At 70.6% G+C, this 15,333-nt stretch carries 17 protein-coding genes; 13 read left to right on the forward strand and 4 right to left on the reverse strand.

Translation table 11 applies throughout. From position 1 onward, the window contains the following. Nucleotides 1-12: 12 nt before the first annotated feature. The 4 genes from IBX62_07390 (at nucleotide 13) to IBX62_07405 (ending at nucleotide 3,725) form a co-directional block, all read left to right on the forward strand. Complete coding sequence (locus tag IBX62_07390; GenBank protein MBE0476901.1) at nucleotides 13-357, forward strand: hypothetical protein; 345 nt, start codon at nucleotides 13-15, stop codon at nucleotides 355-357. Nucleotides 358-397: 40 nt separating this feature from the next. Beyond that, nucleotides 398-1,300 carry a peptidoglycan-binding protein gene (locus tag IBX62_07395; protein ID MBE0476902.1) on the forward strand — a complete coding sequence of 301 codons (903 nt, stop codon included), beginning with the start codon at nucleotides 398-400 and terminating at the stop codon, nucleotides 1,298-1,300. A 375-nt stretch (nucleotides 1,301-1,675) separates the two neighbouring features. Continuing rightward, a complete protein-coding gene (locus tag IBX62_07400) occupies nucleotides 1,676-2,476 on the forward strand; it encodes a C40 family peptidase (protein MBE0476903.1) in 801 nt (266 codons plus the stop codon). 145 nt (nucleotides 2,477-2,621) lie between these two features. Beyond that, a complete protein-coding gene (locus tag IBX62_07405) occupies nucleotides 2,622-3,725 on the forward strand; it encodes a PilT/PilU family type 4a pilus ATPase (GenBank protein ID MBE0476904.1) in 1,104 nt (367 codons plus the stop codon). Nucleotides 3,726-3,786: 61 nt separating this feature from the next. Here IBX62_07405 and IBX62_07410 read toward each other — a convergent pair whose 3' ends face one another. Beyond that, nucleotides 3,787-5,235 carry a cobalamin B12-binding domain-containing protein gene (locus tag IBX62_07410; protein ID MBE0476905.1) on the reverse strand — a complete coding sequence of 483 codons (1,449 nt, stop codon included), beginning with the start codon at nucleotides 5,233-5,235 and terminating at the stop codon, nucleotides 3,787-3,789. Nucleotides 5,236-5,417: 182 nt separating this feature from the next. On the opposite strand from IBX62_07410, the gene IBX62_07415 reads away from it, so the two are divergent. From IBX62_07415 to IBX62_07430, 4 genes are all read left to right on the forward strand, one after another. Further along, nucleotides 5,418-6,338 (forward strand): EamA family transporter, encoded by a 921-nt coding sequence (locus tag IBX62_07415; protein MBE0476906.1) that lies wholly within the window; start codon nucleotides 5,418-5,420, stop codon nucleotides 6,336-6,338. A gap of 94 nt (nucleotides 6,339-6,432) precedes the next feature. After that, on the forward strand, nucleotides 6,433-7,038 hold the full coding sequence (locus IBX62_07420) for a sigma-70 family RNA polymerase sigma factor (GenBank protein ID MBE0476907.1): 606 nt from the start codon (nucleotides 6,433-6,435) through the stop codon (nucleotides 7,036-7,038). Beyond that, nucleotides 7,028-7,723, forward strand: coding sequence for a hypothetical protein (locus tag IBX62_07425; GenBank protein MBE0476908.1), 696 nt, complete (start codon nucleotides 7,028-7,030; stop codon nucleotides 7,721-7,723). The genes IBX62_07420 and IBX62_07425 overlap by 11 nt, the downstream gene beginning before the upstream one ends. 99 nt (nucleotides 7,724-7,822) lie before the next feature. Beyond that, a complete protein-coding gene (locus IBX62_07430; GenBank protein MBE0476909.1) occupies nucleotides 7,823-8,485 on the forward strand; it encodes a hypothetical protein in 663 nt (220 codons plus the stop codon). A gap of 39 nt (nucleotides 8,486-8,524) precedes the next feature. Here the strand turns inward: IBX62_07430 and IBX62_07435 are convergent, their stop codons facing one another. Then, a complete protein-coding gene (locus IBX62_07435) occupies nucleotides 8,525-8,917 on the reverse strand; it encodes a VanZ family protein (GenBank protein MBE0476910.1) in 393 nt (130 codons plus the stop codon). A gap of 135 nt (nucleotides 8,918-9,052) precedes the next feature. Between IBX62_07435 and IBX62_07440 the strand changes: the two genes are divergently transcribed. Further along, complete coding sequence (locus IBX62_07440) at nucleotides 9,053-11,035, forward strand: PBP1A family penicillin-binding protein (protein ID MBE0476911.1); 1,983 nt, start codon at nucleotides 9,053-9,055, stop codon at nucleotides 11,033-11,035. 30 nt (nucleotides 11,036-11,065) lie between these two features. Then, nucleotides 11,066-11,365, forward strand: a complete 300-nt coding sequence (locus IBX62_07445; GenBank protein MBE0476912.1) for a J domain-containing protein — start codon at nucleotides 11,066-11,068, stop codon at nucleotides 11,363-11,365. 48 nt (nucleotides 11,366-11,413) lie between these two features. On the opposite strand, the gene IBX62_07450 is transcribed toward IBX62_07445, so the two are convergent. After that, nucleotides 11,414-11,638: a hypothetical protein gene (locus tag IBX62_07450; GenBank protein ID MBE0476913.1), complete on the reverse strand. Its 225-nt coding sequence runs from the start codon at nucleotides 11,636-11,638 to the stop codon at nucleotides 11,414-11,416. A 133-nt stretch (nucleotides 11,639-11,771) separates the two neighbouring features. Next, the gene (locus IBX62_07455) at nucleotides 11,772-11,981 is read right to left on the reverse strand and encodes a 4Fe-4S binding protein (protein MBE0476914.1); all 210 of its coding nucleotides are present in this window, start codon (nucleotides 11,979-11,981) and stop codon (nucleotides 11,772-11,774) included. Nucleotides 11,982-12,149: 168 nt separating this feature from the next. On the opposite strand from IBX62_07455, the gene IBX62_07460 reads away from it, so the two are divergent. The 3 genes from IBX62_07460 to IBX62_07470 all read left to right on the forward strand — a co-directional run. Next, on the forward strand, nucleotides 12,150-13,292 hold the full coding sequence (locus tag IBX62_07460; protein MBE0476915.1) for a methyl-accepting chemotaxis protein: 1,143 nt from the start codon (nucleotides 12,150-12,152) through the stop codon (nucleotides 13,290-13,292). Next, nucleotides 13,289-13,741 carry a RidA family protein gene (locus tag IBX62_07465; protein MBE0476916.1) on the forward strand — a complete coding sequence of 151 codons (453 nt, stop codon included), beginning with the start codon at nucleotides 13,289-13,291 and terminating at the stop codon, nucleotides 13,739-13,741. Before IBX62_07460 ends, IBX62_07465 begins: the two co-directional genes overlap by 4 nt. Before the next feature lie 159 nt (nucleotides 13,742-13,900). Then, nucleotides 13,901-15,333 (forward strand): NapC/NirT family cytochrome c (locus IBX62_07470; GenBank protein MBE0476917.1); only part of this gene is annotated, 1,433 nt, incomplete at its 3' end.

Genomic DNA, 15,333 nt, shown 5'->3' on the forward strand with positions numbered 1-15,333 from the left:
GGAGGGCCCTCCGTGACGCTCAAGCGAGCGCTGGAAGGCATGACGCGCGACCGTGTGCACGACGCGGCGCTTCGTGACGTGCTTGCGCTGGCGAGGCGCCACGCGGGGGAGTGGATCGACGGCTCCCGCCTGAGCGCCGTGATCGAGGAGCACGGGTGCCGCTGCTCGTCGATGCTCGAGGCGCTCGTGGCCGCGTTCGTGCTAGACTTCGACGGCGACGCGAGCCGCTACCGGATGCGCGCCGACCGCTTCCTCTTCCTCGAGATCGACGGCTTCATGCGCGCCGCGGGAGGTCAGAGCGACCTGCTCCAGGCCAACGTCGCCCGGTTCCGCCAGAAGAAGTACGGGGCCCGGTAGCCGCTCTCCGGCAGGGGCGTGGAGGAAGGGCGAGGGGCTCGTGAGACCGATCCGACACGGGGACAGGGGCGCCGCCGTCGAGGACGTGCAACGCCGTCTGCTCACGCTGGGCTACGACCTCGGTCCGACCGGCGTAGACGGGGTCTTCCTCGGCGCGACGGAGGCCGCGGTGAGGTCCTTCCAGGAGGCCAGCGGGGTCGCCGAGCGAGGGACGGTCTCCGAGGAGACCTGGAACGTCCTGGTCGACGCCACCTTCACCCTGGGTGACCGCATGCTGTACCTGCGGTACCCGCTCTTCCACGGCCGCGACGTCCGCGAGCTCCAGGGCGCTCTGAACGCGCTGGGCTTCGCGTGCGGCGAGCCGGACGGCATCTTCGGCGCCTACACCGAGCGCGCCGTGCAGGAGTTCCAGGCCAACTCGGGCCAGTCGGCCGACGGCATCGTGGGACCGGACACCGTGGGCGCGATCGAGCATCTGAGGCACGTGTGGGGGGGCAAGGACATGCGCGCTCCCGTGGCCCTTCGCGTGGCTCCCGCGCGCGCGGCGGAGGTCCTCGGCCGGATGCGAATCGTGGTGCGGGTGCACGACGAGGGTGCGGCGGGAGTCGCGGGGCGCCTGGTCAACCTCGCGATCGCCACGCGAGCCGAAGCGTCGATCGCGCTGCTCGAGCCCACCGAGGAGGCCCCGCGGGACGCCGGGCTCGTCTTGCACGTGAAGTCCAAGGACTACGGCGCGACGACGTCGGCGATCCCAATGGTGACGCTCGGAGCCGCCGACGAGCCCGAAGCCTTCACCGCCCGCCTCGTGACCGCACTGGCCAGCGCCGCCTGCGACCCGCCGCAGATCGCGGTGGAGGTCGCCCCGGAGCGGATGGCCGAGGAGCGCGACAGGCAGCGTACCGCCGTGCTCGTGCTCGACGGCCTGTGCCGGGCCCTCGCCTGACCCCTCGATGTCCTCTCGGCCTGCCGCGGCGGTCATCGACGCCGTGACCGGAAGAGACTTCCATGCTATACTCCCCTGGTTTGAACTGGCTGTCCTGAAGTCGCCAGAGGAGGTCCCACCCTGACGACCTCAAGCGCACGCGTCATCGCCGCGCTCACGGCGCTCTCCCTGATCCTCACCGCCTCCCCCGCCGTCGGCGCGCCGTCGATCTCCTCCAAACGGGCCGAGGCCGAACGGGTCAAGGCCCAGGTCGACGCTCTCGACGTCCGAGTCGAGAGGGCGGCCGAGGAGTACAACGAAGCCTCCCAGCACCACCGCGAGTTGTCGCAGCAGGCGGCTGCCACGCGCGAGGAGATCGGCAGGATCCGGGCGCGCATGGGCGAGCTGCAGGGGAGCCTGAACAAGCGCGCCGCCGGCATGTACCGCAGCGGCCCCCTCTCCTTCATCGAGGTGCTCCTCGGCGCGAGCGACTTCCAGGAGTTCGCGGCCGCGTGGGACCTCCTGACCGACGTCAACCGCAAGGACGCCGAAGTCGTCGCGGAGCTGAAGGCCGCGCGGGCGGAGGCCGAGAAGGCCGAGGCGAAGCTGGTCAAGGCCGAGGCCGCGGCGAAGAAGGAGCGCGACAGGATGGCTGCGCGAAAGCGCACCATCGAAGGCGAGCTCGCGGAGCGCGCGAGGATGTTCGCCGGCATCCAGAGCGAGATCGCCTCGCTCGAGGAGGCGGAGCGTGCGAGAGCGGCCGCGGCCGCGCGCGCAGCGGCGGCACGCGCCGCCGAGGCCAGGCGCAAGGCGCTGGCCTCCAGAGGCTCGTCTGCAGGCAGGCCCACCCGCTCCCCTCGCGGCGGAGTCGTCGACATCGCCATGCGCTACCTGGGCTACCCCTACAGGTGGGGCGCCTCCGGCCCGGACGCCTTCGACTGCAGCGGCTTCACGATGTTCGTCTACGCGCAGGTCGGGGTCTCGCTTCCGCACAGCTCCCGGGCGCAGTACTCCAGCGGCGAGCGCGTCTCCCGGTCCGATCTGCAACCCGGCGACCTGGTCTTCTTCGGCAGCCCGATCCATCACGTCGGCATCTACGTCGGCGGGGGCGACTACATCCACGCGCCGAACACGGGGGACGTGGTGAAGATCTCCTCGCTGTCTCGAAGCGACTACGTGGGCGCCGTGAGGCCCTGACGAGCGGCGGGGAGGGTTCACGAGGGGTGCGGGGCGCTCCGCGCCCGTTCGTCCCTCCGTTTCGTGACCTGGCTCTCTATCTTTCGCCGGACTTGCCGATTCTATCCTTGTTGGCGTGCTTCGTTGACGTCGCGGGGGTTCGAGCATGGCCGAGATAGACGGACTGCTGAAGCTGATGACCGACAAGGGCAGCTCCGACCTGCACCTCAAGGTCGGTTCACCGCCGGCCGTAAGGTTGAACGGGAAGCTCGTCGTGCTGCGCGAGTACCAGAACCTCACGCCGGATCAAACGAAGGCGCTCGCCTTGGGCATGATGGACGAGCGTCAGTGCGCGACCTTCGAGAACCATCGCGAGTGCGACTTCGCGTACTCGCTCTCCGGCGTGGGCCGCTTCCGGGTGAACATCTTCCGTCAGCGCGGCAGCGTAGGCATCACGATGCGGAGGGTGGCCACCGAGCGGCCCTCGATCGAGGAACTCGGTCTCCCGCCCATCGTGCGCAGGCTCGCGGACGAGCCGCGCGGCCTCGTGCTGGTGACCGGGACGGCCGGCTCGGGCAAGACGACGACCCTGGCGTCCATGATCGACCACATCAACCACACCCGCGAGGGCCACATCGTCACGATCGAGGACCCGATCGAGGTCCTGCACGCCGACGACCGCTGCATCATCAACCAGCGCGAGATAGGCATCGACACGGAGAGCTACGCCGATGCGCTGCGCCACGTCGTGCGCCAGGACCCCGACGTCATCCTCATCGGCGAGATGCGCGACCACGAGACGGTGTCCGCGGCGCTCACGGCGGCCGAGATCGGCAACCTCGTCTTCTCGACGCTGCATACGATCGACTCCACCGAGACGATCAACCGAGTGATCGACTTCTTCCCGCCCTACCAGCAGAAACAGATAAGGCTGATGCTGGCCTCCACGTTGAAGGGCATCATCTCGATGCGGCTGATCCCCTCCATCAACGGCGGACTCGTCCCGGCGGTCGAGGTGCTCGTCATGACCGGCACGATACGGGAGTACATCAACGACCCCGAGAAGACCTATCTCATCCGGGACGCGATGGAAGAGGGCGAATACTACGGCATGCAGACGTTCGACCAGTCGCTGCTGAAGCTCTACCAGGACCGGAGGATCACGCTGGACGACGCCATGGCGATGGCCCACAACGCGCACGACTTCAAGATAAAGGTCCGCCAGCTCGGCGTGGACCAGCAGACGGCGGCGGAGAGCGGGATCTACTGACAGGCAGGCGCGGGGGGCGCTTCGCCCGCGCCTCCGCGGCCGGCCGTCGGGGCCCCTTCGGCTAGAGCCACTGCGCGAGCAACTCGTCGACCGCGGCCGGCATCCTGCCCAGCCCCCCCATGTGCTGTTTGAGGTACGAGTTCTCCATGAGGAGCCTCATCGTGGTGACGTAGTAGTCGCGCTTGAACGGCGTCATCGTAGGTACCTGCCGCAGCTTGCCCATGTAGAAGCGCCGGTAGCAGTCGATCACCTGCCCCATGAGCTCCTCGGTGGTCATCCGCTTGGGCCGGACCACCGGCGCGACGAGGTTGTAGTCCTCGTAGTCACGGCTCACCACGTGGGGTTCGAGGTCGGCGTACATGTCCGCGTACGGCCACGGCGCGATGGTGAGGAAGAAGGCCAGGTCCGGGTCGTAGTGGACGGCGAGGTCGAAGGTGGCCTCGATGATCTCGGGGGTGTCCTCGGGCAGGCCGAGGACCAGGCTCGTCTCCGATATCATCCCGTTGCCGTTGATGAGCTCGATGGCGCGGCGTCCCTGCTCGACCTCGGTGTTCTTCTTGAACATGTCCAGCGTCGCCTGGTCGGTCCGCTCGACGCCCACGTAGACGTGCCGCACCCCGGCGGCATGGTAGCGGTCCATGACCGCCTCGTCGCGGAGGATGTCGTCCACCCTGGTCTCCATCAGCAGGTGCAGCCCGAGGTCGCGTTCGATCAGCAGGTCGAGGATACGCTGCCACCGGGCGCCGTCCAGCGTCGGGGTCTCGTCGGAGAGCATCATCACTCCCACGCCGTAGCGGTCCCGCAGCATCTGCAGCTCGTCCACCACGTTCTCGGGGCTGCGGGCGCGCCAGGAGCGCTTCCAGAAGACCTGCTGGCTGCAGAACGTGCACGATTGGTCGCAGCCCCGGGAGGTCGAGACGACGGCCAGGTTGCTCTCGGGCAGCGGGTAGAAGCGGTAGATGTCCCAATCGACGAGGTCCCAAGCGGCCGGCAGCGCGTCGAGGTCGGTGACGAACGGGCGCTCGGCGGTGCGTACGATGCCGCCGTCCCGGGCGAACGCGACGCCCGCCACCTTGCCGGGGTCGTCTCCCGCCTCGAGGCACGTCACCAGCTCCGGCAGCGTCCGCTCGCCCTCGCCGCGCAGCACGAAGTCGATCGCGTCGCCGTCGCGCGCGAGGACCTCCTCGTACATGAAATGGGCGTGCACGCCGCCGACGCCGGTGACCACGCCGGGCAACGTCTCTTTCGCCACGCGGAGCAGGGACGCGGCCTTGGGGTAGGACGCGGTGTACGCCGATGTGACGACGACGTCGGGGGAGATCCGCTCGAGCTCCTCGGCGATCCGCTCGAGGTCGTGGCCCATCGTCATCGCGTCGTAGACGACAGGCTCGTGGCCGGCTGCGCGCAACGCTCCGGCGAGGTAGACGAAGGCTACGTTCGGCCAGGCGCCGGCCGCCTCGACGACGCCGCTGTGGTACGGCGGCGTGACAAGGGCGACACGGCGTGTCATGACGACCTCTTCCTACTCGCTCCGGGGATGTTCGGACGGCGAGCAGCGGCGCGGACGTCCGCCCCGGATTCTAGCATCACCGACACCATCGGCCGGAAGGGGGACGGGGCTGAGCGGCCTCGCGGATCCAGAGGGCCGTCTGCTACCGTTGACGGACCGTCCGGCGGTGTCGGGAGGTGAGGGTGCGACGGCGTGGGGCACTGGTCGCGGTGGTGGTCTCCGCGGCGTGCTTCGGCACGCTGGCCGTGCTGACCCCGCTGGCGTACCGTGCGTGGCCGGGCGGGTCCTCGGAGGCCAGCCCCCTGACGCTGCTGGCGTGGCGGTTCCTCATCGCGTCGGCCGCGATGGGCGTCTACGCGCTGGCCCGCGACGCGCGCTCCCTGCGCGTCGACCGGCGTGACCTCCTTCGCTACGCCGCTCTCGCTCTCACCGGTTACGGCGCGGCCTCCATATGCTTCTTCTTCGCTCTCCGGCACGCGCCCGCGCCGGTCGTGTCCGTGCTGCTGTACACGTACCCCGTGCTCGTGGCGCTGTCCGCCGGCGTCCTGTATCGCGAGGCGTTCCCGCCCGTCCGGGTCGCGGGCGTCGCCGCGGCGTTCGCGGGCTGCGTGCTCGTCGTCGACCCGTTCTCCGCCGCCGGGCGTCCCGAGACGCTCGGCATCGTGCTGGGGCTGGGGGCCGCCGGCGGTTACGCAGCGTTCAGCGTGCTCTCGCAGCGCTGGGTGTCGCGGCGCCCGAGGCTCGTGCTGATGACCTACACGTTCGGCTTCGCGGGTCTCGCGACGGCGGCCCTCGCGCTGGCGACGGGAGCGGGCATGTCCGTCGAGGGGTGGGGGATCCGGCTCTGGACGCTGCTGGCCGCGATCGTCGCCGTTCCCACGTTCGCCGCGGTCGTGCTGTACCTCGAGGGGATACGCGGCCTCGGCGCGGCTCAGGCCGCGCTGGTCTCGACCCTGGAGCCGCTCGTCACGATCGTGCTCGCGTGGGCGGTCCTCGGGCAGGGTCTGCGGCTCGGCCAGCTCTCGGGCGTCGCGCTCGTGCTCGCGGGCGTGGTAGCGGCGGAGCTCGGGGCACGACGGGCGCAGGAGCCGGCCGCCGTCTGACGGACGGGGGGTAACGAGGCGGCGGGATGGGCCCGATAATGAGGTGGAGCGGCCGGAAAGGGCCGCGGACGTATCCATCGCGGAGGCTGATTCGTTGTCCCTTCCGGATCGCGCAGGTGGTGCCCGAGGCGGCGAGCGCCGACTGGTCCGTCGCGCCGGACGAGGAGACGCGGAGGCCTTCGGGGCGCTCTACGACCTCTACGCGGACCGCGTCTACGGCTACTGCAAGGCGCGCGTAGGCGACCACCACGATGCCGAGGACCTCACGGAGGCGGTCTTCTTGCAGGCCTACGAGGCCATCGGGACGTACAGCGACAGGGGTCTGCCGTTCGGCGCCTGGCTCTTCCGCATCGCGCACAACGCGGTCGTGGACGCGCTGCGCCGCCGGGCGCGCCGTCCCTATGAGACCGCCGCGGAGCTGCCCGAGTGCGGCGACGCCGTCCCGGACCCCGAGGACAGCGTGCTGCGGGCCGCCGAGGCGGACCGCGTCAGGGCATGCGTCGCCCGCCTCACCGACGAGCAGGCCGCCGTTGTGACCCTGCGCCATCTGTGGGGATTCGACGTGTCAGAGACCGCGCGCGTGCTGGGCAAGACGGAGGGCGCGGTCAAGGCGCTGCAGCACCGGGCCCTCCGCGCGCTCGCCGGGATGCTGCGGCAAGAGCCGGAACCGGTGCGAGAGGGGGTCGCGGATGCCGTGTGAGAGCGGCGAAGGCTTCGACCGCGTCTTCGAGGTCATGCCGCAGGAGGCCCGCGCATCCGTTCGGGCCCGGGTCGTCTCGGGGGCGCGCGCCGGCGCGGCGTGCACGCGAGCGCGGCGGCTCTCGGTGCACGCCTTGGTGCTGCTCGCGGCCGTATCGACGGCCGGGACCGGTGTGGCCTACGCGTCGGGCGCCGCCTTGCCCGGCGACGCGCTCTTCGGCGTGAAGCTGGCCATCGAGGAGGCCGCGATCACCGCCGCGCCCACGGCGGGCATGCGGACGGCGTTGGCGGAGCGGTCCGCGATGAGGCGTGCCGACGAGGTCGCGGCCCTGGCCAGGGGAGGAGCGGAAGCCCCCGACGTGGGCGTGGCGGTGGGCCGTCTCGAAGCCGCGGCGAGGCGCGCGCTGCGGGACGGGCGCGCCTCGGGGGGCGCCGAGGGGCGCCTGCGCGAGCGCGTGCAGCGGGTCCCGGCCCCGGCCAAGGAGAGCGCCGAGAGGGCGCTGGAGAAGGCACGGGACAAGGCGGCGGACAAGGCGCGGGACGAGGTCTCCCCCGTGGGCGGCTCGAAGGCGCGCAGGAGCGGGAACGGCGAAGTCCCGCGCGGCAAGCGCTCCTCGGGCAAGGACGCGGGGTCGGAGAAGGGTCCGGACAAGGGCCGGGGGCCGGACGAGGGACGCGGGAAGTGACCTGCGTCACCGTCGTCACCTTCGCGGCGCCTCGGTCGTTATCGGATACGTAGTGCAGCGTCGCCGACGTGTCGGCCGAGACGAGGAAGTGATCGAAGCATGAGACGTAGCTACGTACGGTTGCTGTGCGCGACCCTCGCGCTGGCGCTGCTCCTGCCCGCCGCGGCCATCGCCGCGCCGGGGAAGAGCAAGGACGGGAAGGGCGGCAAGGCCGCGGCCGCCGCGCGCAAGGCCGCGAGGGCTTCCGAGGTCAGCGAGGAGACCACCGGGTCCGCCGGCGCCGGCAGGCTCGAGGGGAAGGCCGCGAAGGCCGAGGAGAAGGCGGCGCGCAAGGCGGCGAAGGCCGAGGAGAAGGCGGCGCGCCAGGCCGCGCTGCGGCAGAGGCAGGCGGAGCGCGCGGGCCTCCAGGCTCTCGAGTCCAGCCCCTCCGCCGATGCGTCGCCCGCGCCGGGAGCGGAACGGCCCCGTGGCGTGGAGAACGCGCTCTCGCGCATCGCCCGGAACCTGGAGCGCATGCAGGAGCGCGTCGACGCCGGCCTGCGCAAGCAGCTCCCGCCGGGCCTGCTGCAGGTCGTCGACAAGTTCATGGCCTGGTTGGGGATCGTCCCCGGCGCCGGAGAGACGCCCGATGACGGCGTTCCCGGGTCCGACGAGACCTCGCCCACAGTCCCGCCTTCCGGTGACGGCACGTCCACCGTACCGCCCTCCGAAGACGGTACGTCAACGGTGCCACCCTCGGAGGAGACCAGCCCGGCTCTGTGAAGGGCGAGGGACCCTGCGGGAGGGGCCAGCGAATAGGCTCTACGAAGGCCGCCGGCGGGCGGCCTTCGTGCTTCGCGCGTGCCGGCGAACGAGGGGTACCGCCGCCGCCGCCGCGGCGCCGAGGGTGTCGATCGCCCAATCCGCGACGTCGGGGATGCGTCCCGGCACGAACGCCTGGTGGATCTCGTCCGTGACCCCGTAGAGCGAGGCCACGAGGATCGCGATCGCGGCTCCTCTCGTGATGCCGGATCCGGCGCGGCGGGCCGCCGAATACAGCAGTGCCGCGAGGACCGCGTACGAGACGAAGTGCCCGAGGTTCCCGAAGCGGCCGGGCACCCGGGATCCGGGGATGGCGGACAGCCGGAAGATGACGCCCATCCAAAGGAGCGCGGGCAGCCACCGGGAGGCACGCCGAAGGCGGGAGGCCGTCATCGCGGGAGGACGGCCCCGGCGGCGCGGGGGGGAGCTGCGGAAGGTCCGGTCCGTGATACCATCGGACCGATTGTAACCGGTTCGCCCCGGCCTCCTCCCGGCCGCGTCGGCGCGGCCGACCCAGCGGAGGCGCGGGTGTCCCCTGAGCGTCTGACTCGCGTGATCAAGATCGTCGTCGGGGTGCTGGGCGCGATGTTCCTCGCGCTCTCGGCGGCGGGGCTGTACCTCTACCGCCTCACCCTGACCCTTCCCGACCTCGAGACGGGCCCGGAGTCGGTGCGCCCCGCCGAGACATCGGTCGTCTACGCGGCAGACGGGTCGGTCATCGCGGAGTGGCACGGCGAGCAGGATCGCAAGGTCGTGCCGCTGGCCGACGTACCGGTCGCGCTTCGCGACGCGGTCGTCGCGATCGAGGACGTGCGCTTCTACGAGCACAACGGCGTGGACGCGCGTGCCGTCGTGCGCGCGGCGTGGGCGAGCGCCGGCGAGGCCGGCGGTCGTCGGGGCGGCAGCACCATCACCCGACAGCTCGTGAAGCTGCTCTTCGCCGGCGGCGAGCGGACGCCGGGTCGCAAGGTCCGCGAGGCTCTGCTCGCCTACCAGCTCGAGACGAAGGCGGACAAGGACCGCGTGCTGGAGACGTACCTGAACGTCGTGTACTTCGGCGGAGGCTCTTACGGAGTGGAGAGCGCGGCACAGTCGTACTTCGGCAAGCACGTCTCGGACCTCACGCTGCCGGAGAGCGCGATGCTGGCCGGCCTCATCGGGGCGCCTGCGCGCTACGACCCGCGTCAGGACCCGGAGGCGGCGCGCCGGAGAAGGGACCTGGTCTTGAGGCGGATGCGCGACGCCGGAGCGATCGGTGAGGCGGAGCGGCGCGAGGCGGAGTCGGCTCCCCTGGACGTCGTGGCGCCCGTCGACCCGCGGGAGGTCGCCCCGCACTTCGTGGAGTGGGTGAAGCGGCAACTGATGGAGGAGATCGGGGCGGACGCCGTCTACGAGGGGGGACTGCGCGTCCACACGACGCTCGACCCGGTCCTGCAGGCCGCCGCCGAGCGCGCCGCGCGGGCATCCCTGCCCTCGCCGCAGGACCCGGAGGTCGCGCTGGTGTGCCTCGAGCACCGGACGGGCAGGGTACTGTCCATGGTCGGAGGCCGCGACTACGAGAGCGACCGGTTCAACCTGGCCGTGCAAGGCAGACGTCAGCCCGGCTCGGCGTTCAAGCCGTTCGTGCTCGTGACCGCGTTGGAGCAGGGCGTCCGGCCCGACGACGTCTTCGCTTCGACCCCATGCTCGATCCGGGTGAGAGACGGGGTCTGGAACGTCCAGAACTACGAGAACGCCGGAACGGCCGGGCGGATGACCTTGAGGGCCGCGACGAACCGGTCGGTCAACGCCGTGTACGCGCGGCTCGTCATGCGCGTCGGCCCCGAGAAGGTCGTCGAAACCGCGAGGAGGATGGGGATCGCCAGCCCGTTGGAGCCGAACCCCGCGATAGCTCTCGGGGGCCTGTCCAAGGGCGTCTCGCCGCTCGAGATGGCGTCGGCCTACGGCACCATCGCCGCCGCCGGCATGCTCGCGCCGCCGCATGGCATCACCGAGGTCACCGACCCGAAGGGGAAGCGCCTCTACGCGGGCGGGGGCGATCCTTCCCGCGCCGTGCCCGCCGACGTGGCCGTCAAGGCGTCCCTCATGCTGCACGAGGTGGTGGAGTCGGGGACGGGCACGGAGGCGAAGCTCGAGGAGTGGGCGGCGGGCAAGACGGGCACCACGCAGTCCCACCGTGACGCCTGGTTCGTCGGCTACGCCGGCGAACTGGTCACGGCGGTCTGGGTCGGGTACCGCGAGGCGCAGGTCGACATGACCGACGTCCGCGGGATCAAGGTGACCGGCGGCACGTTCCCGGCCCGCATCTGGAAGTCGTACATGACCCGGGCCCTCGAGGAGCAGCGTGCCCCGGCGGCGTCCTCCATGGAGAAGCCGCCGCGCGACGGCGACGCCGTCCTGGTAAGGATCTGCGCGTCGGGGATGGCGCTGGCGAACAAGCGCTGCTCGGAGGCGCTGGAGATGTACCTCGAACCCACGCTCGTGCCCGACCGCGTCTGCGAGAGACACTAGGCCTCCGCCGCTGCCAGGACCGGGAGACACATGGACCACTACACGAGGTTGCAGGTGAGCCGCTCGGCCGAGCCCGAGGTGATCGAGAAGGCGTACAAAGCGCTGTGCATGAAGTACCATCCGGACAAGGTCCCCCCCGAGGGACGCCATGCCGCGACCCGACGGATGCAGAGGATCAACGAGGCCTACGAGGTGCTCTCCGACCCGCGGCGCCGGGCGGGATACGACGCGTCGCTGCCACCGGAGCATGCGGCCGGGACGGCGTGGGAGCAGTTCCTCGAGAAGGGACTCGTCGGCATGTTCTGGGATTGGGCGCGCAGGCGCGTCTGATCATCGAGCGGGGCGGCGCTCCCGCGCTCTCTTCGCGCTCGGTGGCCCTCAGCCGGTCTGCTCGATGGACTCGAGCCGGCTCTGCACCGCCCTCAGGATGGCGGGGTACGATACGGCGCCGTCGTAGACAGGTCTTCCGTCGATGACCGTGACCGGGTAGAGCAGCCCTCGCGCCTCTATCGTCTCGATCGTCGAGCCGTGCCGCTCGCGGACGTCGGGCAGCGAGACGTCATGGTAGACGATCTCCGCGGCCCCCCCGAACCGGTTCGTCATCTCGACCCGGACTATCGCCGTGATCTCCTCCGGAGACCAGGACGGGCCTCATCCTCCGCTGAAGCACGCGGTGTCTGCCGGCAGGTCGAAGACCTCGACGGTGACGCGCTGATCGGACATCTCGCTCCTCACCTCAGAGTATCGGGCCGACGGCACCGGCAGGGCAGTGGCGGACGCAGATGCCGCATCCCGTGCAACGCTGTTCCTCCACCGTGTACCCATCGGCGCCCGGATAGGCACCGCCCTCGACGGGCACGACGGCCCCGCGCGGGCACACCCGCCGGACCGGGCACCCCGGCGACCTGTCGCAGACTCCCGCGTCTATCGCGACCCTCACGATCATGACCCCTTCCGCCGTCACCGGACGCCCTCACGGCGCCAGTATACCCCGTGGGGTATAGCCCAATCAAGCCGTCCTGCCGAAGGAGGATGCGGGCTGCTAGAATCCCCTTGGTCGGCCCGGCCGTAGGCGCACCGCGAGAAGCGGCGGCCATCGCGACACGGAGGCGTCATGAAGCGCGACACCGGCACACGGCTGCTCGTCACGATGCTGTTCGTCGGCCTGGCCATCGGAGTGGCCTTCCCTCTCGTGGCCGGCGTGTTCGTGGTGGCGCGCGGCCCGTCGGCGTGGCTCGTCTTCTCGCTGCTGTCCATCGCGTCGGGTCTCGGACTCGGCGCGTGCTGCTACCTGATCGCGATCCGTACGTCCCGCACCATCCTGGCAGGCGTGCTCGCCGACGCGACCGCCGCCTTCGGCGCCACGCCTTCCGCCTCCAAGGACCTGCGCGAGATGCGCCGGCGTCTCGAGCAGGTCTTCGAGCGGGGACAGGGCTCCCTCGAGCGGATGAGGGACATGGGCGGGCGCGTGCGCGATCTGTCGTCGGAGATACTCACGGTCACCGAGGAGCAGGCCTCCGGCGCCGCCGAGCAGGCAGCCGCCGTGACCCAGACCTCGGCGACGCTGGAGGAGCTCGCCCAGACCTCCAAGCAGATCGCGGAGAACTCCGAGTCGGTCGTGCGGATCGCGGAGACGACACTGGCCAGCGCCGAGGAGGGGATGACGGCGGTCCACGACACGTCCGAGGGCATAGAGGAGATCCGGCTGACCACCCAGCAGTCCTCGGACCGGATACTCGCTCTCGCCGAGCGCAGCCAGGAGATCGGGCGCGTGCTGACGATCATCGACGAGATAGCCGAGCAGACGAAGATCCTGGCGCTCAACGCCGCCATCGAGGCGGCAAGGGCGGGGGAGGCGGGCAAGGGGTTCGCCGTCGTCGCCGAGGAGATCCGCAAGCTCGCGGACTCCGTCACGGAGTCGACCCAGGAGATCGGTCGCGTCGTGCGCGAGATACAGGCGTCCACGTCCGGCCTGATCATGGCCACCGAGCGTGCGGCCAAGAAGGTCGACGAGGGCAAGTCCCTCGCCCAGCGCACCGCGGACTCGCTGGACCGGATCGTGCACCAGGTCGAGCAGACCACGGACGCGGCCAAGCAGATCTCGATCGCGACGCAACAGCAGCGCACGGCGTCCGAGCAGGTCGTCGTATCGATGCGCGAGGTCGCTCTGGTGAGTCAGCAGGCCGCCGAGGCCTCCCGGAACATCTCGGCCGCCACGTACGAGCTGAAGCAGACGACCGAGTCGGCGAGCGCGTGAGCGTCGCGGCGCGCCTGGAGGCCGCCGGTCTCCGTCTCCCCGCACCGCCCGCGCCCAAGGGGTCCTACGTGCCTGCCGTACTCGCGGGCGGCCTCGTGTTCACGGCCGGCCAGCTCCCGGTCCTCGACGGGGCGCTTCTGACCAGCGGCCGGGTCGGCGCGGAGGTCTCCGAGGGCACGGCGCGCACCTGCGCCCGGCAAGCAGCCCTCAACGCCCTGGCGGCGGCAGCGGTCGTGTGCTCGCTCGACGAGGTGACGGCGGTCGTGAAGCTCGTCGGCTACGTCGCCTCCGCCGAGCGGTTCCAGGCCCGGCCGGCGGTCGTCGACGGCGCTTCCGAGGTGCTGTTGACGGCATTCGGGGAGCGCGGGCGGCACGCGCGGGAGGCCGTCGGCGTCGCCGCTCTGCCCCTGGGCGCTCCGGTCGAGGTCTCGCTGATCCTGGCGCTGTGAGCGCACCGCCCTTTCCGGGACGCGCGACCACTCCTTCGTCGAACCTGGGGGAATGTGGTTGCTGCGTCAGGCCGTCTTCAAGTATCGTTGATTCGCTGTGTGCTCGTTCGTGAGCGCGTTCACGCCATCCGGCGGGGGCGAAGGCGAAGAGAGGTGCGTATGGCGAGGATATCGCTCGCCGGGTTCAAAGACCCGGCCCGGCGACCGCGGTACATCATCTGGACCGGCGCGGCCGTGCTCGCGATGGCCGCGTTCGTCATCGTGGCGCTCGGCGCCACGTCGACACGCTGGTTCTGTGCGGAGGTGTGCCACAAGGTCCAGGACGACACGATCATCGCCTACAGGGCCTCCTCGCACGCGAACATCTCTTGCATGGCGTGCCACATGCCGGTCAACGCCGACCCGGTGACCTTCCTGCTTCACAAGGCCACGGCGCTCGGCGAGCTCTACCTCACCGCCACGAACAAGTTCGAGATCCCGCTCAACGCGGAATCGCACCTGGCTCTCGACACCAAGCACATGCCGGCCTCGCAGTGCACGCAGTGCCACTCGATGTCCAATCGAGACGTGACGCCCTCGGACGGGATCATCATCGACCACCAGACCCACATCGATGAGGACATCACCTGCACGTTCTGTCATAACCGGGTGGCGCATCCCGAGTGGGACGTGCAGCTCGTCAACGTCGACCCGAGCACCGGCGAGCTCAACCGCGGCCACGAGAACTTCATGGAGATGACCGCGTGCTACCGGTGCCACAGCCTCGAGAAGGACGCTCTGGCACCCGGTGAGTGCTCCGCGTGCCACCCGGAGGGCTTCAAGCTCAAGCCGGACAATCACGACAAGACGGGCTTCGTGAAGGTGCCCGGCGAGGAGCTCGCTCCGCACGCGGAGATGGCCCGCGAGGACCTCGAGCGCGTCGCTCACGCGACGGAGGGCGAGGGGGAGGTCGAGGCGAAGGCGTCCCTCCTCGGCGTGCGGAAGGCGTACGCGTCCTCAGGCGGCGAGGAGGCCGTGACCGAGACCCAGCGCACGGAGGACGGCTGGCATGTCGTCTCGGTGAAGGCGGTGAGCTACTGCTCGACGTGCCACGAGAAGGACGAGTTCTGCACCGGCTGCCACGGCATGTCGATCCCGCACGATGCGTACTTCACGGAGCCGACCGGGACGGTGCCCGCCAACGCCGAGTTCAGCGGCGGCCACCCCGAGGCCTCCAAGGAGAAGCTCGCCAAGTGCGAGATGTGCCACGAGCAGTCCAAGACCTTCTTCTGCGACAAGTGCCACCACGGCAGCAAGGTCGGCGGCTGGGAGTTCGACACGAAGGTGGCCTGGAAGACCCAGCACGCCGCCGCCGTGCGCGAGAAGGGGGCGCCGGGCTGCCTGGGCGAGTGCCACGACCAGAAGCTGTGCAACGACTGCCACGACAAGGAGAAGCCGCTGCCCTCCTCGCACAAGGCCGGCGACTGGCTGCGCAAGCCCGCCGAGAAGATCGGCGTGCACGCGGAGTCGGCCAAGAAGGAGATCACGGCGTGTGAGGTCTGCCACGGCGCGGGCGGCACCGACGCGAAGTTCTGCAAGGGCTGCCACAAGCT

The organism is Coriobacteriia bacterium (assembly GCA_014859305.1).
Taxonomy (GTDB): domain Bacteria; phylum Actinomycetota; class Coriobacteriia; order Anaerosomatales; family Kmv31; genus Kmv31.